Source organism: Lentzea aerocolonigenes, assembly GCF_000974445.1.
In the GTDB taxonomy this organism is placed as follows: domain Bacteria; phylum Actinomycetota; class Actinomycetes; order Mycobacteriales; family Pseudonocardiaceae; genus Lentzea; species Lentzea aerocolonigenes.
Genome location: NZ_BBOJ01000014.1, coordinates 31,798 through 53,064 on the forward strand (window position 1 = coordinate 31,798; position 21,267 = coordinate 53,064).

The following is a 21,267-nucleotide window of genomic DNA, read 5'->3' on the forward strand; positions in this document are numbered from 1 at the left end:
AGAACAATCGGGTGCATCTGACGCCGCATGAACGCGACAAGCTCCTCGTGCACGTCGCCGCCGACGTGGCCCGGCGCCGGCTCGAACGCGGGGTGCTGCTCAACTACCCCGAGGCCGTCGCGCTGATCACCGACCACGTGCTGGAGGGCGCGCGGGACGGCCGCACGGTCAGTGAGCTCATGGAGAGCGGGCGGACGGTCCTCGCGCCCGAGCAGGTGATGCGCGGCGTGCCGGAGATGATCGACTCGGTGCAGGTCGAGGGGACGTTCCCGGACGGCACGAAGCTCGTCACGGTGCACCACCCCATCGCGCCCTCCGCGGGGCCCGCGCCCGGTGAGGTCGTCGTGGGCTCCGAGCCCGTCGAGCTGAACCCCGGACGGCCGCGCGTCACGCTGACCGTGGTCAACGTCGCCGACCGGCCCGTCCAGGTCGGCTCGCACTTCCACTTCGCGTCGGTCAACACCGGACTGGAGTTCGACCGCGACCAGGCGTTCGGCTACCGGCTGGACATCCCCGCGGGCACGGCCACCAGGTTCGAGCCCGGCGTCGAGCGCGAGGTCACGCTGGTTCCGTTGGCAGGGTTGAGGATTGTCCGGGGGTTGCAGCGATGATCGACCGCGAGCGCTACGCCGAACTGCTCGGGCCGACCGTCGGCGACCGGATCCGGCTCGCCGACACGGACCTGTTCATCGAGGTCACCGAGGACCGCAGCCGCGGCGCCGGCTCGGGTGACGAGGTCATCTTCGGCGGCGGCAAGGTGATCCGCGAGTCGATGGGGCAGGGGATCGCGACCCGTGCCGAGGGCGCTCCCGACCTGGTCATCACCGGTGCGGTGATCCTCGACCACTGGGGTGTCGTCAAGGCCGACGTCGGCGTGCGGGACGGGCGGATCGTCGCCATCGGCAAGGCGGGCAACCCGGACACGATGGACGGTGTGCACCCGGACCTGGTGATCGGGCCGTCGACGGAGATCCTGTCCGGCAACGGGAAGATCCTCACCGCGGGCGGCATCGACTGCCACGTGCACTTCATCTGCCCGCAGATCGTGGACGAGGCGCTGGCGTCCGGCCTCACGACGCTGGTCGGCGGCGGCACCGGTCCCGCGGAGGGCACGAAGGCCACCACGGTCACGCCCGGTGCGTGGTACCTCGACCGGATGCTGACGTCGATGGACCACATGCCGATCAACGTCCTGTTGCTGGGCAAGGGGAACACGGTCTCCGAGGAGGCGCTCCGAGAGCAGCTCGCCGGCGGTGCGGGTGGGTTCAAGCTGCACGAGGACTGGGGCACCACGCCGGCCGCGATCGACGCGTGCCTGCGGGTGGCCGACTCCTCCGGCGTGCAGGTCGCGATCCACACGGACACGTTGAACGAGGCCGGCTTCCTGGAGTCCACTGTGGACGCCATCGGCGGCAGGTCGATCAACGCCTACCACTCCGAGGGTGCGGGCGGCGGGCACGCGCCGGACATCATCAGGGTGGTGTCGCTGCCGAACGTGCTGCCGTCGTCGACGAACCCGACGCGCCCGCACACCGTCAACACGCTCGAAGAGCACCTCGACATGCTGATGGTGTGCCACCACCTCAACCCGTCGGTGCCGGAGGACCTGGCGTTCGCGGAGTCGCGCATCCGGCCGACCACGATCGCGGCCGAGGACGTGCTGCACGACCTGGGCGCGATCTCGATGATCTCGTCCGACTCGCAGGCGATGGGCCGTGTCGGCGAGGTGATCATCCGGACCTGGCAGACCGCGCACGTGATGCAGTCGCGCCGGTCGATGGACGCCAACCTGCGCGCCCGCCGGTACGTCGCGAAGTACACGATCAACCCGGCCATCGCGCACGGCATCGCGGACGAGGTCGGGTCGGTCGAGGTGGGCAAGCTCGCGGACCTCGTGCTGTGGGAGCCCAAGTTCTTCGGCGTGCGGCCGTCGGTGGTGCTCAAGGGCGGGTTCATCGCGTGGGGTGCGATGGGTGACGCCAACGCCTCCATCCCGACGCCGCAACCGGTGTGGGCGCGGCCGATGTTCGGTGCCACGGCCGGGGCGGCGTCGAGCGTGTTCTTCGTCGCGCCCGAGGCGATCGACGCCGGGATCGCGGACCGGTACGCGCGGCGGGTGATGGCCGTGACCGACACCCGTTCGGTCACCAAGACCGACATGGTGCTCAACGACGCGATGCCGGACGTGCGGGTCGATCCGGACAGCTTCGCCGTGCACGTCGACGGTGATCTCGTGGAGCCGTCTCCGGTCGCGGAACTGCCGATGGCCCAACGCTATTTCCTCTTCTGATGCTGACCGCGCTGATCCTCGCCGACTCGCGGTTCCCCGGTGGCGGCCACGTGCACTCCGGAGGCCTGGAGGAGGCCGCCGCGCGTGGTCTGGTGCACGACGAGCCGACGCTGGAGTCGTTCCTGCGCGGCCGTTTGCTGACCGCGGGACTGCTCGCGGCGGGTTTCGCGGCCGCGGCGGCTCGCGGTGGCGACCTCGGCCGGCTCGACGCGGAGCTGGACGCCCGCACGCCGTCGCCCGCCCAGCGCGAGGCCTCGCGGGCGCAGGGCCGCGGCATGCTGCGCGCTGCCCGGCGGGCGTGGCCACACGCGCAGCTGGACCTGCTGCCACCGAACCCGCACCAGCCGCTGGTGATCGGCCTGCTGGTCGGCGAACCGTACGAGGCCGCGCTGACCTGCGCCTATCTCGCGGTGAGCGGACCGGCGTCGGCAGCGGTCAGGTTGCTCGGACTGGACCCGTTCGGGGTCAACGCGATCGTGGCGGCGCTGCCCGTGCAGGACGTCGCCTCGCGGGCGTGCAAGGAACTGCCCGCGCTCGGTTCACCTGCCTTGGATCTCCTGGCCGAGGCACATGTTCGACGTGAAGGGGTGCGTCTCTTTGGGAGCTAACCACGGGCCCGACCCGCATGATCACCACCACGGCAAGGCGCCCCGCATCGGCATCGGCGGTCCCGTCGGCAGCGGCAAGACCGCGCTGACGGCCGCACTCTGCCGCGCGTTGGGCGAGCAGCTCTCGCTGGCGGTCGTCACGAACGACATCTACACGACCGAGGACGCCGACTTCCTGCGTCGCGCGGGCGTGCTGGACCCGTCGCGCATCGAGGCCGTGCAGACGGGGTGCTGCCCGCACACCGCGATCCGCGACGACATCACCGCGAACCTCGACGCCGTCGAACGCCTGGAGCACCGGTTCCACGACCTCGACCTGGTGATCATCGAGAGCGGCGGCGACAACCTGACCGCGGTGTTCTCGCGTGGTCTCGTCGACCGGCAGATCTTCGTCGTCGACGTGGCCGGCGGCGACAAGGTGCCGCGCAAGGGCGGTCCCGGTGTCACGACCGCCGATCTGCTGGTCATCAACAAGGTGGACCTGGCGCCGTTCGTCGGCGCGGACATGGACGTGATGATCTCCGACGCGCACCGGATGCGCGGCGAGCTGCCCGTCATCGCGCAGTCGCTGGTGGAGACCCCGGACGCTCCCGAGGTCGCCAAGTGGGTGCTGGCCCAGCTGTGAAGGCCTCGGCTCGGTTGGTGGTGGAGCTGGACTCGCACGGCAACAGCGTCGTGCGGGTCCTGCGTTCCCAGTCACCCCTGACCCTCGTGCCGCACCGGCGCGTGGGCCCCGTCGCGCTGGTGCACCTAGTGAGCTCGGTGACGGCACCGCTGGGCGGCGACACGTTGTCGCTGACGGTCGAAGTGGGCCCCGGTGCGTCGCTGGACCTCCGCGGCGTCGCGGCGACCCTGCTGCTGCCCGGTTCGTCCGGCGCGCTTTCGTCCTCTGTGGTTCGTTTCGTCGTCTCGGGCTCCGTCCGCTACCTCCCCGAGCCGACGGTCGTCACGAGCCGGGCGAACCACACCGCAGTGGTGGAGGCCGAATTGGACGGTCACGCAGAGTTGCGAACTCGGGAGGTCCTGGTGCTCGGCCGGTCCGGCGAGAAGTCCGGCTCGCTCTCGACGCTGGTGCGCGCAACCCGTTGCGGCAAGCCGTTGTTGCACCAGCAGCTCGTCGTGGGCGACCCGGCGGTCGACGCGTCCCCCGCGGGACTGGCCGGAAGACGGGTCGTCGGCACCGAGCTGGTGCTCGACGCGGTGGACCGCGCCGAGGGTGGCGGTGAGTGGTGGAGCGTCGTTCCCTTGGCAGCGGGCGGAACCCTTGCCACCGCACTGGGTGATGACGTGGTCACCGTCACACGTGTGCTCGACGCCATCTGACTCGATCCCGGTTTCGATCCAGAACTGTTCTTTGCACGGACAGTCACCGTTCAGGTGGTGGTCATCACCGCGCAGGCGGTTTCGGGATCGGGTCGCCGTGCGTATGGTCGCGGGTCCAGGGACCACGAGTTCTGCCCGCCATTTGGAGGTTCGCCGATGACGGAGACCACGAACATCGCACTACCGGCGATGCGCGTGTCCTACGAGCAGGGCTCGCTGAGCGAGTCGGAGCTTGCCGCCACCTGGCACGAACAGCTCCAGCTGTGGCTGGACCAGGCGAGCGGTGCCGGGCTGCCGGAGCCCAACGCGATGGTGCTCGCCACCACTGACGTCAAGGGGCGGCCGTCGTCTCGGACGGTGCTCGCCAAGGGGCTCGATGCTCGGGGGTTGGTGTTCTTCACCAACTACACCTCCAACAAGTCGCACGACCTGATGGCTACCCGGTACGCCTCTGCGACCTTCCCGTGGTTCGCGATGCAGCGTCAGGCGCACGTGCGGGGCGTGGTGGAGAAGGTCGGGCCGGTGGAGACCGCGGAGTACTGGAACTCTCGTCCGCGGGGGTCTCAGATCGGGGCCTGGGCTTCGCCCCAGTCGCGGGTCGTGTCCGGGCGGTCCACATTGGATTCCGCTCTGCACAAGATCGAGCGGCAGTTCGCTGAGACCGAGCGGATTCCCGTGCCGCCGCACTGGGGTGGGTGGCGGATTCGGCCTGAGGAGGTCGAGTTCTGGCAGGGCCGGCGGGACCGGATGCACGATCGGCTGCGGTTCCGGCTGGGCCGGGACGGGTGGTCGTTGGAGCGGGTCGCTCCGTAGGGTTCGAGCTTTTGCGATGGGGCGCTTCCTGTGGGCGGGAAGCGCCCCTTTTGCGTGATCAAGGGCGCCTTCATCCACCTGACGTGGATGAAGGCGCCCTTCGCCGACCTCAGGCAACCGTGTGGCGGGGTGGGGCGTCTGCTTCGGCATACTGGGCTTTCGGCAACGGCTAGCTACGAGGTGCGATTCAGTGTGCGGAGTGCTCGGACTCATCTGTTCTACCGAGGCCGCTGCGGTCTCCGCTCGCGGGTCTGTGGCAGCGGCGTTGCGTTGCCAGCGGCACCGGGGGCCTGACGAGCAGGACACCTGGGCCGATGCCGAGGTCGTCTACGGGTTCAACCGGCTCGGGTTCATCGACCTGGAGCACTCCCACCAGCCGTTGGTCTGGGGGCCGCCGGAGAACCCCACTCGGTACACGTTGAACTTCAACGGGGAGATCTACAACTACAAGGAGCTCCGGGCCGAGCTGGCCATGAAGTTCGGGGCCCAGTTCAAGACCGAGGGCGACGGTGAGTCGATCGTCGCCGGGTACCACTTCCTCGGGGGCGACTGGGTCAAGCGGTTGCGCGGGATGTTCGCCTTCATGATCTGGGACGCGCAGGAGCGCGTGGTGTTCGGCGCGCGGGATCCGTTCGGGATCAAGCCGTTGTTCTACGCGTCCGGGCCCGGCGGTGTGGCGTTCTCCTCGGAGAAGAAGAGTTTGTTGCAGCTGACCGGTGTGCTCGGGATCAGTCAGGAGCTGGACGAGAAGGCGTTGCAGCACTACCTCGTGTTGCAGTACGTGCCGGAGCCCGAGTCGTTGCACAAGGCGATTCGGCGGGTGGAGTCCGGGACGTCGTTCAAGGTCACGCCTGGCGGGCCGGTGTTGTTCAACCGGTACTTCAAGCCCGTGTTCGCTCCTCGGCCGGTCAACGGGGAGCACGAGGCCGAGGCGTTGTACGAGCGGATCGCCGAGGTCATGCGGGACTCGGTGGCCAAGCACATGATCTCGGACCCGGACGTCACGGTCGGGGCGTTCCTGTCCGGCGGCATCGACTCCACGGCCACGGCCACGTTGGCCAAGTTGCACAACCCGAACCTCATCGCGTTCACCAGCGGGTTTGATCGGCAGGGGTACTCGGAGGTCGATGTCGCCGCGGAGACCGCGGCGGCCATCGGGGTGCGGCACGTGGTCCGGACCGTGTCGGCAGAAGAGATGATGGAGGAGCTGCCGCTCATCCTCTGGTACCTCGACGATCCGGTGGCGGACCCGGCGTTGGTGCCGTTGTACTTCGTCGCCAAGGAGGCGCGCAAGTACGTGAAGGCCGTGCTTTCCGGTGAGGGAGCGGACGAGCTCTTCGGCGGGTACGTGATCTACCACGAGCCGCTGTCGTTGGCGCCCTTCGAGAAGGTGCCGGGTGGCGTGCGCAAGCTGATGGGTGCGGTGTCGAAGTCCATTCCGGAAGGTGTGCGCGGCAAGGACTTGTTGCGGCGCGGGTCGCTCAGGCTCGAGGAGCGGTACTACGGGAACGCGCGCAACTTCAGTGACGCTCAGGTGCGGGCGGTGTTTCCCGGGTACCAGGAGGGCGTCGGGTTCCAGGACGTCACGGCGCCCTGGTACCGGGAGTCGGAGGACTGGGACCCGGTCGCTCGCATGCAGCACGTCGACCTCTTCACGTGGCTGCGCGGGGACATCCTGGTCAAGGCCGACAAGGTGACGATGGCCAACTCCATCGAGCTGCGCGTGCCGTTCCTCGACCCCGAGGTCTTCAAGATCGCTGCCGAGGTGCCTCTCGACCAGAAGCTCACCGAGGGCACGACGAAGTACGCGTTGCGGCGGGCGTTGGCGAAGATCATTCCGGCGCACGTGCTGAACCGGCCCAAGCTCGGGTTCCCGGTGCCGATCCGGCACTGGTTGCGGGCCGAGATGTACGACTGGGCGCGGGGGATCATCGCGGACTCGCAGACCGGGCACCTGCTGGACAAGAACGCCGTGCTGGACCTGCTCGCGGAGCACAAGTCCGAGCAGTTCGACCGGAGCCGGCAGCTGTGGTCGGTGCTCTGCTTCATGATCTGGCACGGGATCTTCGTCGAGGGGCGGATCAGCCCGAAGGTGCCCGAGCCGGTCTACCCGGTGCGCCTGTAGACCCAGTGGCGTTGGCGACAGGTTCACATAAAAGACTTGTTAGTTGTCATAGGCTAACGATGTGGCCACTGTGGGGAGAAGCGCGCGCTCGACGTTCGTGATCGACACTCGACCGTTGAGGATCATCGCTTATCGCCGGTTGTGGCTCTCCACGATCGTCACGGCGGTGGGCTCCCAGCTCACCGCCGTTGCCGTGCCCAAGCAGGTCTACGACCTCACCGGGTCGTCGGCGTGGGTCGGCATCGCCGCTGGTGTCGCGCTGGTTCCGCTGCTGGTCTTCGGGCTGTGGGGCGGTGCGATCGCGGACACCGTCGACCGGCGCAAGCTGCTGCTCGTCACGAACACCGGTATCGCTGTGTCGTCGGTGCTGCTGTGGGCGCAGGCGGCGTTGAACGTCGGCTCGGTGTGGCTGGTGATCGCGCTGCTCGGTCTCCAGCAGGTGTTCTTCGCGGCCAACGCGCCCGCACGGTCCGCGTCGATCGCACGGCTGGTGCCCGCCGAGCTGTTGCCGTCGGCCGGTGCGCTGGGGTCGACGGTCATGCAGTTCGGTGCGGTGCTCGGGCCGCTGCTCGCGGGTGCGTTGATGCCGGTCGTCGGGCTGTCGACGCTGTACCTGGTGGACGCGATCGCGCTGGTCGTGACGGTCTACGCGGTGTGGAAGCTGCCCGCGATGCCTCCGCTGGACGGTGTGGTGCGGCGTGCGGGGCTGCGGGACGTGCTCGACGGGTTCGTGTACCTGTGGGCGCAGAAGGTGCTGCTCGCGAGCATGCTGCTGGACATCATCGCGATGGTGTTCGGCATGCCGCGGGCGCTGTTCCCGGAGATGGCCCAGCACACGTTCGGTGACCCGGCCGGCGGTGGGTTCGCGCTGGGCGTGCTGTTCGCGGCGATTCCCGTCGGTGCGGTGCTCTGCGGGCTCACGTCCGGGTGGATCTCGAGCGTGCAGCGGCACGGTGTCGCGGTGGCGCTGGCCGTGGTGGGTTGGGGCCTCGCGATCATGGGCTTCGGTCTGGCCGGTTCTTTGTGGGTCGCGGCGGCCTTCCTCGCGTTGGCGGGTGCCGCGGACATGGTGTCGATGGCGTTCCGCGGCGCGATCCTGCAGTCGGCCGCGACGGACGAGATGCGCGGGCGGATGCAGGGCGTCTTCATCGTCGTCGTGGCGGGTGGGCCGCGCATCGCGGACCTGTTGCACGGCACCGGTGGTGCGGCGTTCGGCACGGCCGCGGCGGTGACCGCGGGTGGGGTGCTGGTGATCGTCGCGACCGTCGTCGCCGTGGTGCTGCTGCCGGCGATCTGGCGCTACCGGGTCGTCAGTTCCGCGAGCTGATCTCGTTCGCGTTCGGCTCGGCGATCTTCACGTCGGTGCCCCAGTCCGAGAAACGGGCCTCGTCGATGATCAGCGCGTTCTGGAACTGGGTGGAGAACTTGATCCGGATCGGCAGGCCGCTGCCGTTCAGCTCCAGCTCGCCCGCGGAGCCCGTGACGCCCTGGTCGAGGGCCAGCTTGACCTCGTTGCGCAGGTTCTCGTCGGTGAGGTTGTCGTAGGCCCTCTTGTAGTCGACGGCGATCGAGTAACGCGTCTTGTCGCCGGTCTGCGCGGTCAGCTTGAGCTCGCCACCCGCCTGGATCACCGGCAGGTGGTAGGTGGTGAACACGGCCTGCTGGTAGATCACGTCGTGGAAGCCGAGCATCGTGTTGGTGAAGTCGTCGGTGTCCTTGCGCTCCAGCTTCACCCACGGCTTGTCCGCGGGCAGCCCGAACACCGGCGGCACCTTCACGAACGCGCTGTCCTTTGTGGTCGAGATGAACCGCAGTTCCTCTTCCACGCCACCGGTCTGGACAGGACGCTTGGTGGTGGCGTCGATGCTCGGCACGTCACCGAGACGGACCGCGCCGTTCGCCGGGGCCGTGACACCGCCGGTCGTGGGCGGTGCGATGGTGAACCGGTAGGTCTTCTTCTCGTTGACCGCCTTGGACACCGCGGCGACGAGGCTCTTCACGTCGGAGTGCGGAGTCGGCTGGGCGGGCGGCGGTGCGGACGTGCAGGCAGCCAGCGCGATCGCTGCGACGAGCAGAGTTGCCGTGCGTTTCATTGTTACACCATATGGGTGAGGTAATCGCCCGTTCACGTTGGTACCCAGGCAAAACGGGCACAATCTGAGGGCATGGCTGAAGCGACTCCACAAACGGAGCAACCGGAACTGAAACGGGCGATCGGCCCGAAGCTCCTGTTGTTCTTCGTCGTCGGCGACATCCTCGGCACCGGTATCTACGCTCTGGTCGGCAGCGTGGCCAAGAACATCGGCGGCGCGCTCTGGCTGCCCTTCGTCCTGGCGTTCGTGGTCGCCTTCCTGACCGCGTTCAGCTACATCGAACTCGTGGGCAAGTACCCGAAGGCGGCGGGGGCCGCCCTCTACACGAACAGAGCGTTCAAGATCCAGTTCCTGACGTTCATGGTCGCCTTCGCGGTGATGTGCTCCGGACTCACGTCGGCCTCGTCGGCCGCGCTCACCTTCGGCAACACCTACCTGCGTCAGCTGCTCGTGGAGTTCTTCTCCATCACCACCTCCAAGGAGGCGTTCGTCTGGACCCTCCTCGCGATCGTCTTCGTCATCCTTCTCGCTCTCGTGAACTTCCGCGGCGTCTCGGAGTCGGTGAAGGCGAACGTCGTCCTGACCTGCATCGAGCTGTCCGGTCTGCTCATCGTCATCGCGATCGGCGCGTACGCGATCATGGTCGGCGACGGTGACCCGAGCCGTCTCACCCAGGTCGAGGACCCCAGCGGCAAGGGCATCATGATCGCCATCAGTTCGGCGACCGCGCTGGCGTTCTTCGCGATGGTCGGGTTCGAGGACTCGGTGAACATGGCGGAGGAGTGCCACAACCCGGTGAAGATCTTCCCGCGCGCGATCCTCATGGGTATGGGCATCGCCGCGCTGATCTACGTCCTCGTCACGACCACGGCGTCGCTGTTGATCCCCGCGAACGAACTGGCGAAGGCGGAGACGAACGCACTGCTCAAGGTCGTGTCGGTGGGCGCGCCAGGCTTCCCGTTGTGGGTCTTCGCCCTGATCGGCCTGCTGGCGGTCATCAACTCGGCGCTGATCAACATGCTGATGGCGTCGCGGCTGCTGTACGGCATGGCGAACGAGCGGATCATCCCCAAGTTCTTCAACACCGTGCACCCGTTCCGCCGCACGCCGTGGATTTCCATCGTGTTCACCACCGGCCTCGCGGTGATCCTGGTGTCGACGGGAACCGTGGCGAAGCTGGGCGGCACGACCTCGTTGCTGCTGCTGATCGTCTTCATGATCGTCAACGTCGCACTGTTGGTGCTGCGCAAGGAGAAGGTGGAGCACAAGCACTTCCGCGCACCGACGTGGGCACCGGTGCTGGGCGCGATCTGCTGCGCCTACCTGGTCCTGCCTTGGACGTCCGGCCGCCCGTGGAGCGACTACACCACCGCGGGCTGGCTGCTGCTCGCAGGACTCGTCCTGTGGGGCATCAACCGCGTTGCGAACGGCAAGGTGGAGATCCACCCGGAGAACCTGTCGAAGTAGCTCAGTCCAGCAGGTGCCTCAGGAACCGGTCGGGCTCACTCAGGAAGTTCCGGGTGAGCGTGACCGGTTCCGCCGCGTCGTAAGGAACTTCGTCGATCGCGCCGTCGGTGATCTCCAGGATCTGCGCGCCAGGTGCGGCGAGCAGGATCGGCGAGTGCGTGGCGATGATGAACTGCGAGCCTTCTGCCACCAGCTCGTGCATGCGTCGCAGGACGGTGAGGCACCCCTTGACCGACAGCGCGGCCTCCGGCTCGTCCAGCACGTAGAGGCCGCGGCCGCCGAACCGGTGCGTCATCAGGTCCATGAAGCTCTCGCCGTGCGACCGCTCGTGCAACGACTTACCGCCGTACGAGGCGTGGATGCCCTGGCCGATGCGGTCGATCTCGGTGGCCACGTTGTAGAACGACTCGGCTCTGAGGAAGAAGCCGGTTCTCGGCTTCCTGGTGCCCCAGCGCAGGGTCAGGTGGTCGCCGAGGGACGACTCGGTGGCTCTGGTGGCGAAGTTGAACGACTGCGTGCCGCCCTCCGCGTTGAACCCGGCCGCGACCGCGATCGCTTCGACGAGCGTCGACTTGCCGGCACCGTTGTCGCCCACGAGGAACGTGACGGGCTTGCGGAGCTCGATCGGGTTCTTGATCAGGTTCTGGACGACCGGGAGCGTGAACGGGTAGCGGTGCGTGTCGTGGTGTTCGTCGAGCCGGATCTGGTGGATGAACGTCACGCCAGCCTGGCCAGCTCGACCGGGTCGTGGGCGCAGAACACCTCGACCTCGCCCCGGGCCTTGAGCTCCTTCAGCCGTTCCACGTTGGACAGACGCTGCTCGCGGATCGTCTCGGTCTGCTTGGCGGTGAGCTTGAGCGCGAGGATGTTGCTGGGCGGCGTCTCGATCTCGCCGCGGTAGAAGTACGCGTCGCCGGCGTGCAGCAGCCAGCCGTCGTCTCCCTTGACCGCGATGCCGGTGTGGCCGCGGGTGTGCCCGATGAGCGGCACCAGGAGGATGTCCTCGCCGAGCCCGGCGATGTTGCTGACCGCCTCGAACCCGAACCAGTCCTCGCCCTCGGCCTTGTGCGTCTGGAACGTGACCCCGTCCCGCTGCGCCTTCGGGTACCGCGCCCGCTCCTTGACGTTGCGCGGGTTGGTCGCGCTCTCCAGCTCGGTGTCCAGCACGTGCACGGTGGCGTTCGGGAAGTCCCGCAACCCGCCGGCGTGGTCGAGGTCGAGGTGGGTGAGCAGGATGTGCCGGACGTCCTCCGCGGTGTGCCCGCGCCTCTCGACCTGGGAGATCGCGGTCTCGTTGATGTCGAGCAGCGGCTTGAGCAGCGCGCGGCTGAGCCCATCGATCGTGCCCTTCGGGTTGGTCACCTCGTTCGTGCCGAAGCCGGTGTCGACCAGGACGAGGCCCTGGTCGGTCTCGATCAGCAGGCAGTGGGCCACGATCCCGCCCGCCACCAGCGGCGGCCGCATCGTGGCGCAGTTGAGGTGGTGAACCTTCATGGAGTCGTCCTTCCGTTGGCCCCGTAGGCTTCAGCCTCATGTTGGGGATCTCGTACGAGGGTGCCACCGCTGTGATCACGACTGTAGGCGCGGGCCTGCGGTCTTTCGAGGTGGACGGCGTTCCGTATGTGGAGACGTTCGGGGCCGACGAGAAGCCGCCGATGAGCGCCGGTGCGGTGCTGGTGCCTTGGCCCAATCGGACTGCTGGGGCTTCGTGGGTGCTTGACGGGGTGGTTCAGGAGCTGGAGGTCACTGAGCCGGCTCGGGGGAATGCTATTCACGGGCTGGTTCGGCGGCGTCCGTGGTCGGTTTTGGAGCACACCGGGTCGTTGGTGTCGTTGCAGACTTTGATCGAGCCTCAGGCCGGGTGGCCTGCTGCTTTGCGGGTCACTGTTTCCTATGCGTTGGATGATCGCGGGTTGACCGTGACGCATGGGGTCAAGAATGTCGGGGATGTTGCTACGCCGTTCGGGGTGGGGACGCATCCCTATCCTCGGGCCGGTCGTGCTTCGACTGATTCTTGTACTTTGACGTTGGCGGCTTCCACTGTGTTGCCGTTGGATGTTGAGCGGATGGTGCCGTCTGGGGCGGCTGTTCCTGTGGAGGGGACCGAGTTCGACTTCCGGGAGGGGCGTTCGCTTGACGGGGTTCGGTTGGACACTCCGTTCGGGGGATGTGAGCCTGCTGGGGACGGGTTGATCCATCACTCGCTCGTTGGTGGTGGGTTCGGGGTTGAGGTTTGGGCTGATCCGGCGTTTTCCTGGGTTCAGGTTTATACGCCGGATTCCTATCCTGGGCGGGGGCGGGCTGTGGCTGTTGAGCCCATGACCTGTCCGCCGGATGCCTTGAATTCTGGGGTGGATTTGATTTGGGTTTCGCCTGGGGAGTCTTGGGGGGCTCGGTGGGGGATTCGGCCGGTTTCTGACGCTTCGGGTTCGTAGGTCGTTCCCCGGTTGCGTTGGCGGCTTGCCTGTTTCGTGTCCGTAGGCTGGTTGCGTCGCCGTGGCCCGTTCCTGTTTCAAGCTGGGGGCTCTGCCCTTACCCCGCCAATCTGATCAAAGACCGGCCAGCGCCGTGGGTGGGTTGATGGCACGCCGGTTGCTTTCGGCGGCTGCGCGTTGCGTTGGTGGTGCGGTTCGGGCGGTGTGGTCCCGTCCCGAGTCGAGCCAGGAGCGAGTCACACCCGAGGGGAGAGGTCAAGTCGCGAAAAGCGTGCGACTTGACCTCTCCCCTCGGGCGCGACAAGAGCTGTGGCACGACTCGTGACGGGACCACACCGCCGGAACCTCGCGTTTAGGGCAAGGACGGCTCGGCTGCGCCATCGCCTCGCCTCGCCTTCGGCCTCGGCATCGGCCTCGGCTTGATGCTCGTCCCCTGGCTCCGTGTCCGCCCCCGCCCTTGCCCTCACTTCGTGCTTGGTCTGGTCGCCGTCGGGTTTGACCGTTAGCGTTGCTAACCATGGACATCGCGATTACCGGGGGCTATGTCGTGCCCGTCGTTGGCGAACCCGTCGAGGGCGGCACCGTCCTGATTCAGGACGGGAAGATCGTCGCGGTTGGGGCTGATGTTGACATCCCCGACGGGGTTGAGGTTGTTGATGCTGACGGGGCCTGGGTCTTGCCCGGCTTCGTCGAGGCTCATGGGCACATCGGTGTGCATGAGGAGGCCGAGGGGTGGGCCGGGCAGGACACCAACGAGATGACCGATCCCGTTGGGGCTCGGATGCGGGCGCTTGACGCGATCAACCCTGCTGATCTCGGGTTTGCCGACGCGCTCAGTGGCGGGGTCACCACTGCGGTGATCAAGCCCGGGTCGGGTAATCCCATTGGTGGGCAGACCGTGGCCGTGAAGTGTTGGGGGCGCACGGTTGACGAGATGCTGGTCAAGGAGCCGGTCAGCGTCAAGAGTGCTCTTGGTGAGAACCCGAAGCGGGTGTACGGGGACAAGGGGAAGTTGCCGTCCACTCGGCAAGGGGTTGCTGCGGTCATTCGGGACGAGTTGACCAAGGCACAGGATTATCTGGCCAAGAAGGCTGAGGCTGAGGCCGACGGGAAGGCCTTTGACCGCAACAACACGTTGGAGATCCTGGGCAAGGTCGTCAGCGGTGAGTTGCCCTGGTGCCAGCACGCTCATCGGGCCGATGACATCGCCACGGCCATTCGGTTGTCTGAGGAGTTCGGGTACAAGCTGATCCTCAACCACGGGACCGAGGGGCATCTGATCGCGGATGTCATTGCGGACAAGGGGATTCCGGTCATCATCGGGCCGCTGTTCACCTCGCGGTCCAAAGTGGAGCTTCGGCACCGGGGGTTGCGGAACCCCGGGATCCTGGCGCGTGCGGGGGTGGAGCTGGCGATCACCACGGACCATCCGGTGGTGCCGATCCACTTCCTCGTCCACCAGGCGACGCTTGCGGTCAAGGAAGGGCTCGACAGTGATGTGGCGTTGAAGTCGATCACGGTCAACCCGGCTCGGATCATGGGGCTGGATGATCGGGTTGGCGCGTTGAAGCCTGGGCTTGATGGAGATGTCGTTATCTGGTCCGGGGATCCGTTGGACGTGATGAGCCGGGCCTTGCACGTTTATGTGCAGGGGCGTGAGGTTTACACGTTCGACGAGCGCACTGGGGAAGGGGTCGTGGCCGACCCCTTCTACCGCGAGCGCGTTTAGCGGAGGCCTCGGCCGATCACCAGGCGCTGGATCTGGTTGGTGCCTTCGAAGATCTGGAGGACCTTGGCCTCGCGCATGTAGCGCTCCACCGGGAAGTCGCGGGTGTAGCCCGCGCCGCCGAGGACCTGCACGGCGTCGGTCGTCACCTTCATCGCCGCGTCGGTGGCGATCAGTTTGGCGATCGACGCCTGCTGGCGGAACGGGAGGCCACGGTCGCGCCTGCGGGCTGCCTGGAGGTAGGTGGCTCGGGCTGATTCCACTGCGGCGGCCATGTCGGCCAGGAGGAATTCCAGGCCCTGGAACTCGATGATCGGGCGGCCGAACTGGGTTCGGGTCTTGGCGTAGGCGACTGCCTCGTCGAGGGCCGCTTGGGCCAGGCCAACCGCGCAGGCCGCGATGCCGAGGCGGCCCGAGTCCAAAGCGGACAGTGCGATCTTGAGGCCGTCGCCCTCGTTGCCGATCAGGCGGTCGGTGCCGAAGCGGACGTCGTCGAACTGGAGCTGTGCGGTGATGGAGCCGGTGAGGCCCATCTTGCGTTCCGGGGTGGCGGCGGTCAGGCCCTCGGTCTCGCCGGGGGCCAGGAAGCAGGAGATGCCACGGCCCGCGTCGGGGGACGTGCGGGCCATCAGGGTGTAGAAGTCGGCGGCGCCGGCGTGGGTGATCCACGCCTTGGTGCCGTTCACGACGTACTCGTCGCCCTGGCGGACGGCTCGGGTCGACATGGCTGCCGGGTCGGAGCCCGCCTGGACCTCGGACAGGGCGTAGCCGCCGAGGAGCTCGCCTTCGAGCATCTCGGGGAGCCAGCGGTCCTGTTGTTCGCGGGTGCCGAAGGTGGCCAGGCCGTAGCAGGACATCACGTGCACGGAGAGGCCGACGGCGACCGTCATCCACGCCGAGGCGACCTCTTCGAGCGCCTGCAGGTACACCTCGTAGGGCTGCTCGCCGCCGCCGAACTCCTCGGGGTACGGGAGGCCGAGCAGGCCTGACCTGCCCAGCAGGCGGAACGCCTCGCGGGGGAACTTCTCGTTCTCCTCGGCGTCCGCGGCGTGAGGCTTCAGCTCGTCCCGCGCGATCTCCTTGACCAGCGCGATCAGGTCCTCGGCCTCTTGGGTGGGGAGCAGCCGCTCGGCGGGCATCGTCGACCTCCGGTTAGTACTGTTAGCAGTACTGTAGGACGTACGCCAGTACAGTTACCAGTCAATGTGGCAGGGTCGTCACCTATGACGCGGGCTCTCACGCAGCGGCAGGCCGAGCTGCTCACCCGGTTGGAGGCTCTCTTCCTCACCGAGGGCTTCGGTCATCTCACGCTGGATGACATCGCGGGCAGGCTGCACTGCTCGAAGTCGACGCTGTACGCGCTCGCCGGCAGCAAGGAACAGCTCGCCGTGCGGGTGGTCGGCCGGTACTTCAAGGGTGCGGCCGAACGCATCGAGAAGCGCATCGCGGGCCTCAACGACGTGCGCAAACGCATCGGCAGCTACCTCGCGGGAGCCGCCGAGGAGCTCAACAAGGCCTCGGCCGCGTTCATCGCGGACGTGTCCGACTTCCCGCCCACGCGGGCCACCTACGAGCGCAACGCCCGTGCCGCCGCCGAGCGCATCAAGGCGTTCATCCAGGACGGGGTCGAGCTGCACGTCTTCCGCGAGGTGCACGCGACGTTGTTCGCGGAGATGGCCGGGTTGCTCATCGAGAGCATCCAGACCGGGGTCCTCACGAAACGGGCAGGCGTTTCGGACGCTGAGGCGTTCACCGCACTGGGGGAACTGTTGTTGGATGGTCTGCAGAGGACCGGAGCCCACCAGAGGGAGTAGAACGCAGTGATCGTGGTTGCTGGTGAGGCACTGGTCGACATGGTGCCGGTCGGTGAGGACGAGCTCGCGCCGCTCGCGCCGAAGCTGGGTGGCGGACCGTACAACGTCGCGGTCGCGCTCGGGCGGCTGGACGTGCCGACGAGCTTCCTGTCGCGGGTGTCGACCGACCACTTCGGTGAGCAGCTCATCAAGAGGCTGCACGCGTCGAAGGTGAGCACGGAGCTGGTCCAGCGCGGACTTGAGAACACGACGCTGGCCGTCGTCGGGCTCGCGGAGGACGGGTCCGCGCGCTACGCGTTCTACGTCGACGGCACCGCCGACCGGCTCGTCGAGGATCCAGGGCCCTTGCCCTCCGAAGCCAGGGCCGTGTCGTTCGGCACGCTGTCGTTGGTGCTCGAGCCCGGCGCCTCGGTCTACGAGACGGTGCTGCGGCGCGAGAGCAAGCGCTTGCTGACCGCGCTCGACCCCAACATCCGGGCAGGGCTCATCGACGATCCGGGCGCGTATCGCGCGCGGTTCCGGTCGTGGCTGCCGGACGTCGGGCTGCTGAAGGTCTCGGTCGAGGACGCTCAGTGGCTCGCGGAAGACGGCGACGTGATCGAGATCGCAAGGACGTGGATTTCACAGGGACCGGCCGCCGTCGTGCTGACGAAAGGTGGCGACGGTCTCTCGGTGATCACGGCCACGGGACAGGTCGACGTGCCACCCGTGAAGGTGGACGTGGTCGACACGATCGGGGCCGGGGACACCGTGCAAGGCGCCCTGCTCGCGTGGCTGCACGACCACGACGCGCTGAGCGTGGAGAAGGTGCGCGCGCTCTCACCCGAGGAATGGGCCGCGGCATTGACCTTCGCCGGTGCTGCGGCCGCGATCACATGTTCGCGCGCAGGCGCCGAACCCCCTTTTGCGAGCGAACTCACCGCCGCGTTGGGTGGATAAAACGGAGGATCGGACTACCGTGGGGGAGCCGCGCTAGAAACCTGGCATTACGGATGTGATGCCGGTCCCATCTCACAGAATCGGTTCACACCGCTGCTGCGAGGCGGGCCTTCCGCCGACTAGCGTGAGTGAACTTGAAGACTCAGATCCCAACGGGGTGGTCCGAGACGTCGGCAGGCCGTGCGACCTGCCGCCACCCCGTCCGAGCGTTGAGAGGGACTTGAATGCCCGACGCGACGACTGCGCCGAACGACCCACAGACCGTCGCGCTGCGCCACGGGGGCGGAGAGCTCGAGATGAAGGTGGTGCCGGCGACCGAAGGCGCGTCCGGCATCGAACTCGGCAAACTGCTGTCGACGACCGGTCTGGTAACCCTGGACACCGGTTTCGTCAACACGGCCTCCTGCTCCTCCGAGATCACCTACATCGACGGTGACGCGGGCATTCTGCGTTACCGCGGGTACCCGATCGAGCAGTTGGCCCAGCGTTCGAACTTCATCGAGGTCAGCTACCTGCTCATCTACGGCGAGCTGCCCACCCAGGCCCAGCTTGACGACTTCTCGCAGAAGATCAGCAGGCACACCCTGCTGCACGAGGACCTCAAGCGCTTCTTCGACGGCTTCCCGCGTGACGCGCACCCGATGCCGGTGCTGTCCTCCGCGGTGTCGGCCCTGTCGACCTTCTACCAGGACTCGCTGTCGCCGTTCGACGCGAACCAGGTCGAGATCTCCACGATCCGCCTGCTCGCGAAGCTGCCGACGATCGCGGCCTACGCGTACAAGAAGTCGATCGGCCAGCCGTTCCTCTACCCGGACAACTCGCTTGGCCTGGTGGAGAACTTCCTGCGCATGACCTTCGGCTTCCCGGCCGAGGCCTACGACCTCGACCCGGACCTGGTCCGCGCGCTCGACCTGCTGTTCATCCTGCACGCCGACCACGAGCAGAACTGCTCCACGTCGACCGTGCGCCTGGTCGGCTCCTCCGAGGCGAACCTCTTCGCGTCCATCTCCGCGGGCATCAACGCCCTGTTCGGCCCGCTGCACGGCGGCGCGAACAGCGCGGTGCTGGAGATGCTCGAGAAGATCAAGGCCGACGGCGGCGACGTGAAGTCGTTCGTCAACAAGGTCAAGAACAAGGAGGACGGCGTCCGCCTGATGGGCTTCGGCCACCGGGTCTACAAGAACTACGACCCGCGTGCCGCGATCATCAAGAAGACGGCCGACGAGATCCTCGGCAAGCTCGGCGCCGACGACCAGCTGCTCGACATCGCGAAGCAGCTGGAAGAGGCCGCGCTGAGCGACGAGTACTTCATCTCCCGCAAGCTTTACCCGAACGTGGACTTCTACACGGGTCTGATCTACCGGGCGATGGGCTTCCCGACCAAGTTCTTCACCGTGCTGTTCGCGCTCGGCCGGCTCCCCGGCTGGATCGCGCACTGGCGCGAGATGATCAACGACCCGGCCACCAAGATCGGCCGTCCGCGGCAGATCTACACCGGCCCGACCGAGCGCGACTTCATCGCGATGGAGAACCGCTGATCACGGCCTAGTTCTGACAAGCTGAAGGCGCGTCGCCACGGGCGGCGCGCCTTTCGCGCGTTCTGGGGGTGATGCGTGACGGACGTGCGGGCCGAGGTGGCTCGGCTGTACGAGCAGCACAGGAAGCTGCGGTACCCGAAGGGCCAGCACGGCGTGGAGATCGCGGGCGTCGAACTGGTCCTGATCGACGCGGACGCCTCCGGCTGTGTTTCCAGCTGGCTGGAGACCAACGGTGAACTCAGCGAGCACACCCTCTGGTGTGCGTCGCGCTGCCTCGACGACCTGCGCAAAGTGGTCCCGGTGTTCGCGGATCCGCGGTCGGAGCACTACCGGCCCTACGCGGCCCACTACTACGGCCGGCTCCTGCGAATGGTCCGGCTGATCACGCTCGAACTCGTGGCCGAGGTCGCTCGTCGTGCAGACTCGTCCCGGTCGATTTAGCGTCGAACGGTGAGTTCCCCGTCGCTCGTCTGGTTCCGCCGCGATTTGCGGACGTCCGATCATCCGGCGATTCTTGCCGCCGCGGAAAGGTCACCTCGCGCACTCGCGTTGTTCGTTCTCGACGACAGGTTGCTGAAACCGTCGGGACAGCCCCGAATCGATTTCCTGCACCGGTGTTTGCACGCGTTGAACGACGAACTCGGCGGACGGCTGATGGTCGTGCCCGGCGACCCCGTGAAGACCGTTCCGCGCATCGCGAAGGAAATCGGGGCGGGCAGCGTCCACATCACCGCCGACTGCGCGCCGTACGGGCGCCGCAGGGACGAAGCCGTCGAGGAGGCGTTGGGGGACGTCGAGCTCGTCCGCTCCGGCTCGCCCTACGCCGTCACGCCCGGCAGGGTGCGCAAACAGGACGGAACGCCGTTCAAGGTCTTCACGCCGTTCCGCAACGCCTGGCTGGACCACGGCTGGCGCAAGCCCGCCGACACCGAAGCGTCCACTGTGGACTGGGTGAAACCGAAGCACAGCACCAAGATTCCGGCCGTTGAAGAAAAGCTTCCGGATGCACAAGCGTTGTGGGAGAAGTTCCGCGACGAACGGTTGGCGGACTACGACTCCACCCGCGACCGGCCCGACCTCGACGCCACGAGCAGGCTGTCGGCGTTCCTGAGGTTCGGCGTCCTGCACCCCCGCACGCTCCTGCAGGACTGTGACGGAACGTTCCGCAGCGAGCTCGCCTGGCGCGAGTTCTACGCCGACGTGCTGTGGCACCGGCCGGAGACCGCGCGCGAGAACTACGACCGCAAGTTCGACAGGATGCGGCACGACAACGACGAGGGATTGTTCGAGGCCTGGAAGCAGGGCCGCACCGGCTACCCGATCGTCGACGCCGGCATGCGGCAGCTGCTGCGGGAAGGCTTCATGCACAACCGGGTGCGCATGATCGTGGCGAGCTTCCTCGTGAAGGACCTGCACCTGCCGTGGTGGTGGGGCGCGCGGCACTTCATGGAGCACCTGATCGACGGTGACCTCGCGTCGAACCAGCACAACTGGCAGTGGGTCGCGGGCTGCGGCACGGACGCCGCGCCGTTCTTCCGCGTGTTCAACCCGGTGACGCAGGCGAAGAAGTTCGACCCGGACGGCGCGTACGTGCGGAAGTACGCGCCGGACTCCGCGGATCTGGAACCGGTCGTGGACCACGCGGTCGAACGCCAGGTCGCGCTCGACCGCTACCAGGCGATCAAGTGAGCGTCACGCGGGCGTGCTGGACGTAGGTCGCCGCCGCCCGGTACTCCATCGCGTTGTTGTTCGCGTCGACCCACTCCTGGAACTCGGCGTGCCGGTTGAACAGCTGCTGGAGCGAGTCGAGCCCGTCGACCACCGCGTCGACGACGGCTTGGTCCTGGGCCGCGACCAGGCGCGACTGCGGCCGCGGGCCGGGCCGGGAGCCGAAGAAGGCGTGGTCGAAGGCGACCTTGCGGCAGGCGGCGACGAACGCGTCGAGTGCCGCGTCCACCGCCGGCCGGGTCTCGGGCCCGACCGACCCGCGCAGCGCCGTCAGCTGGTCGAGCATCCGCATCGCCTTGTCGCACAACTCGTCCGAGTACGCGTCGACGCGCCGCCGCAGCAGCTCCCTGGCCTGGCCCGCGTCCACA

General features: G+C 67.4%; 21 protein-coding genes. 16 read left to right on the forward strand and 5 right to left on the reverse strand.

What is annotated here, in order from left to right; translation table 11 throughout:
• Positions 1 to 11 precede the first annotated feature (11 nt).
• The 8 genes from AOM45_RS25695 to AOM45_RS25730 all read left to right on the forward strand — a co-directional run bounded on the left by AOM45_RS25695 (position 12) and on the right by AOM45_RS25730 (position 8,486).
• Complete coding sequence (locus tag AOM45_RS25695; RefSeq protein ID WP_051783389.1) at positions 12 to 611, forward strand: urease subunit gamma; 600 nt, start codon at positions 12 to 14, stop codon at positions 609 to 611.
• Positions 608 to 2,290 (forward strand): urease subunit alpha, encoded by a 1,683-nt coding sequence (locus tag AOM45_RS25700; RefSeq protein ID WP_030467745.1) that lies wholly within the window; start codon positions 608 to 610, stop codon positions 2,288 to 2,290. The genes AOM45_RS25695 and AOM45_RS25700 overlap by 4 nt, the downstream gene beginning before the upstream one ends.
• Entirely contained in the window at positions 2,287 to 2,898 is a 612-nt protein-coding gene (locus tag AOM45_RS25705; RefSeq protein ID WP_030467744.1) for an urease accessory protein UreF, read from the forward strand. Before AOM45_RS25700 ends, AOM45_RS25705 begins: the two co-directional genes overlap by 4 nt.
• Positions 2,888 to 3,523, forward strand: coding sequence for an urease accessory protein UreG (ureG, locus tag AOM45_RS25710; RefSeq protein WP_030467743.1), 636 nt, complete (start codon positions 2,888 to 2,890; stop codon positions 3,521 to 3,523). Before AOM45_RS25705 ends, ureG begins: the two co-directional genes overlap by 11 nt.
• Positions 3,520 to 4,221 carry an urease accessory protein UreD gene (locus tag AOM45_RS25715; RefSeq protein WP_030467742.1) on the forward strand — a complete coding sequence of 234 codons (702 nt, stop codon included), beginning with the start codon at positions 3,520 to 3,522 and terminating at the stop codon, positions 4,219 to 4,221. The genes ureG and AOM45_RS25715 overlap by 4 nt, the downstream gene beginning before the upstream one ends.
• A gap of 156 nt (positions 4,222 to 4,377) precedes the next feature.
• A complete protein-coding gene (pdxH, locus tag AOM45_RS25720; protein WP_030467741.1) occupies positions 4,378 to 5,034 on the forward strand; it encodes a pyridoxamine 5'-phosphate oxidase in 657 nt (218 codons plus the stop codon).
• Between the two features lie 190 nt (positions 5,035 to 5,224).
• The gene (gene asnB, locus AOM45_RS25725; RefSeq protein ID WP_030467740.1) at positions 5,225 to 7,159 is read left to right on the forward strand and encodes an asparagine synthase (glutamine-hydrolyzing); all 1,935 of its coding nucleotides are present in this window, start codon (positions 5,225 to 5,227) and stop codon (positions 7,157 to 7,159) included.
• Between the two features lie 115 nt (positions 7,160 to 7,274).
• The gene (locus AOM45_RS25730) at positions 7,275 to 8,486 is read left to right on the forward strand and encodes an MFS transporter (RefSeq protein ID WP_301314946.1); all 1,212 of its coding nucleotides are present in this window, start codon (positions 7,275 to 7,277) and stop codon (positions 8,484 to 8,486) included.
• On the opposite strand, the gene AOM45_RS25735 is transcribed toward AOM45_RS25730, so the two are convergent.
• On the reverse strand, positions 8,470 to 9,252 hold the full coding sequence (locus tag AOM45_RS25735; protein ID WP_030467738.1) for a hypothetical protein: 783 nt from the start codon (positions 9,250 to 9,252) through the stop codon (positions 8,470 to 8,472). The genes AOM45_RS25730 and AOM45_RS25735 overlap by 17 nt on opposite strands.
• A gap of 72 nt (positions 9,253 to 9,324) precedes the next feature.
• Here AOM45_RS25735 and AOM45_RS25740 point away from each other — a divergent pair, with 72 nt between their 5' ends.
• A complete protein-coding gene (locus tag AOM45_RS25740; protein ID WP_030467737.1) occupies positions 9,325 to 10,719 on the forward strand; it encodes an APC family permease in 1,395 nt (464 codons plus the stop codon).
• A gap of 1 nt (position 10,720) precedes the next feature.
• On the opposite strand, the gene AOM45_RS52430 is transcribed toward AOM45_RS25740, so the two are convergent.
• Positions 10,721 to 11,440: an AAA family ATPase gene (locus AOM45_RS52430; protein ID WP_051783384.1), complete on the reverse strand. Its 720-nt coding sequence runs from the start codon at positions 11,438 to 11,440 to the stop codon at positions 10,721 to 10,723.
• Positions 11,437 to 12,213, reverse strand: coding sequence for an MBL fold metallo-hydrolase (locus AOM45_RS52435; protein WP_030467735.1), 777 nt, complete (start codon positions 12,211 to 12,213; stop codon positions 11,437 to 11,439). The genes AOM45_RS52430 and AOM45_RS52435 overlap by 4 nt, the downstream gene beginning before the upstream one ends.
• Positions 12,214 to 12,251: 38 nt before the next feature.
• On the opposite strand from AOM45_RS52435, the gene AOM45_RS49830 reads away from it, so the two are divergent.
• Entirely contained in the window at positions 12,252 to 13,154 is a 903-nt protein-coding gene (locus tag AOM45_RS49830) for an aldose 1-epimerase family protein (RefSeq protein WP_081902127.1), read from the forward strand.
• A gap of 517 nt (positions 13,155 to 13,671) precedes the next feature.
• Positions 13,672 to 14,883, forward strand: a complete 1,212-nt coding sequence (locus tag AOM45_RS25755; protein WP_030467734.1) for an amidohydrolase — start codon at positions 13,672 to 13,674, stop codon at positions 14,881 to 14,883.
• Here the strand turns inward: AOM45_RS25755 and AOM45_RS25760 are convergent.
• Positions 14,880 to 16,019, reverse strand: coding sequence for an acyl-CoA dehydrogenase family protein (locus tag AOM45_RS25760; protein WP_030467733.1), 1,140 nt, complete (start codon positions 16,017 to 16,019; stop codon positions 14,880 to 14,882). The genes AOM45_RS25755 and AOM45_RS25760 overlap by 4 nt on opposite strands.
• An 84-nt stretch (positions 16,020 to 16,103) precedes the next feature.
• On the opposite strand from AOM45_RS25760, the gene AOM45_RS25765 reads away from it, so the two are divergent.
• The 5 genes from AOM45_RS25765 (at position 16,104) to AOM45_RS25785 (ending at position 20,860) form a co-directional block, all read left to right on the forward strand.
• Complete coding sequence (locus AOM45_RS25765; RefSeq protein WP_030467732.1) at positions 16,104 to 16,694, forward strand: TetR/AcrR family transcriptional regulator; 591 nt, start codon at positions 16,104 to 16,106, stop codon at positions 16,692 to 16,694.
• Between the two features lie 6 nt (positions 16,695 to 16,700).
• Complete coding sequence (locus AOM45_RS25770) at positions 16,701 to 17,633, forward strand: carbohydrate kinase family protein (protein WP_030467731.1); 933 nt, start codon at positions 16,701 to 16,703, stop codon at positions 17,631 to 17,633.
• A 224-nt stretch (positions 17,634 to 17,857) separates the two neighbouring features.
• Positions 17,858 to 19,171: a citrate synthase gene (locus tag AOM45_RS25775; protein ID WP_051783382.1), complete on the forward strand. Its 1,314-nt coding sequence runs from the start codon at positions 17,858 to 17,860 to the stop codon at positions 19,169 to 19,171.
• A 75-nt stretch (positions 19,172 to 19,246) separates the two neighbouring features.
• Positions 19,247 to 19,612: a hypothetical protein gene (locus tag AOM45_RS25780; protein ID WP_035910257.1), complete on the forward strand. Its 366-nt coding sequence runs from the start codon at positions 19,247 to 19,249 to the stop codon at positions 19,610 to 19,612.
• A gap of 9 nt (positions 19,613 to 19,621) precedes the next feature.
• Positions 19,622 to 20,860, forward strand: a complete 1,239-nt coding sequence (locus tag AOM45_RS25785; protein WP_030467728.1) for a cryptochrome/photolyase family protein — start codon at positions 19,622 to 19,624, stop codon at positions 20,858 to 20,860.
• On the opposite strand, the gene AOM45_RS25790 is transcribed toward AOM45_RS25785, so the two are convergent.
• Positions 20,853 to 21,266 carry a hypothetical protein gene (locus tag AOM45_RS25790; protein ID WP_030467727.1) on the reverse strand — a complete coding sequence of 138 codons (414 nt, stop codon included), beginning with the start codon at positions 21,264 to 21,266 and terminating at the stop codon, positions 20,853 to 20,855. The genes AOM45_RS25785 and AOM45_RS25790 overlap by 8 nt on opposite strands.
• Position 21,267 lies beyond the last annotated feature (1 nt).

What these genes read in the sequence shown, in the direction of transcription:
- AOM45_RS49830 (WP_081902127.1), top strand. Translation starts at nt 12,252, where the DNA reads ATGTTGGGGATCTCGTACGAGGGTGCCACCGCTGTGATCACGACTGTA.
- AOM45_RS25760 (WP_030467733.1), bottom strand. Translation starts at nt 16,019, where the DNA reads ATGCCCGCCGAGCGGCTGCTCCCCACCCAAGAGGCCGAGGACCTGATC.
- pdxH (WP_030467741.1), top strand. Translation starts at nt 4,378, where the DNA reads ATGACGGAGACCACGAACATCGCACTACCGGCGATGCGCGTGTCCTAC.
- AOM45_RS25740 (WP_030467737.1), top strand. Translation starts at nt 9,325, where the DNA reads ATGGCTGAAGCGACTCCACAAACGGAGCAACCGGAACTGAAACGGGCG.
- AOM45_RS52435 (WP_030467735.1), bottom strand. Translation starts at nt 12,213, where the DNA reads ATGAAGGTTCACCACCTCAACTGCGCCACGATGCGGCCGCCGCTGGTG.
- AOM45_RS25735 (WP_030467738.1), bottom strand. Translation starts at nt 9,252, where the DNA reads ATGAAACGCACGGCAACTCTGCTCGTCGCAGCGATCGCGCTGGCTGCC.
- AOM45_RS25755 (WP_030467734.1), top strand. Translation starts at nt 13,672, where the DNA reads ATGGACATCGCGATTACCGGGGGCTATGTCGTGCCCGTCGTTGGCGAA.
- AOM45_RS25765 (WP_030467732.1), top strand. Translation starts at nt 16,104, where the DNA reads ATGACGCGGGCTCTCACGCAGCGGCAGGCCGAGCTGCTCACCCGGTTG.
- AOM45_RS25775 (WP_051783382.1), top strand. Translation starts at nt 17,858, where the DNA reads ATGCCCGACGCGACGACTGCGCCGAACGACCCACAGACCGTCGCGCTG.
- AOM45_RS25700 (WP_030467745.1), top strand. Translation starts at nt 608, where the DNA reads ATGATCGACCGCGAGCGCTACGCCGAACTGCTCGGGCCGACCGTCGGC.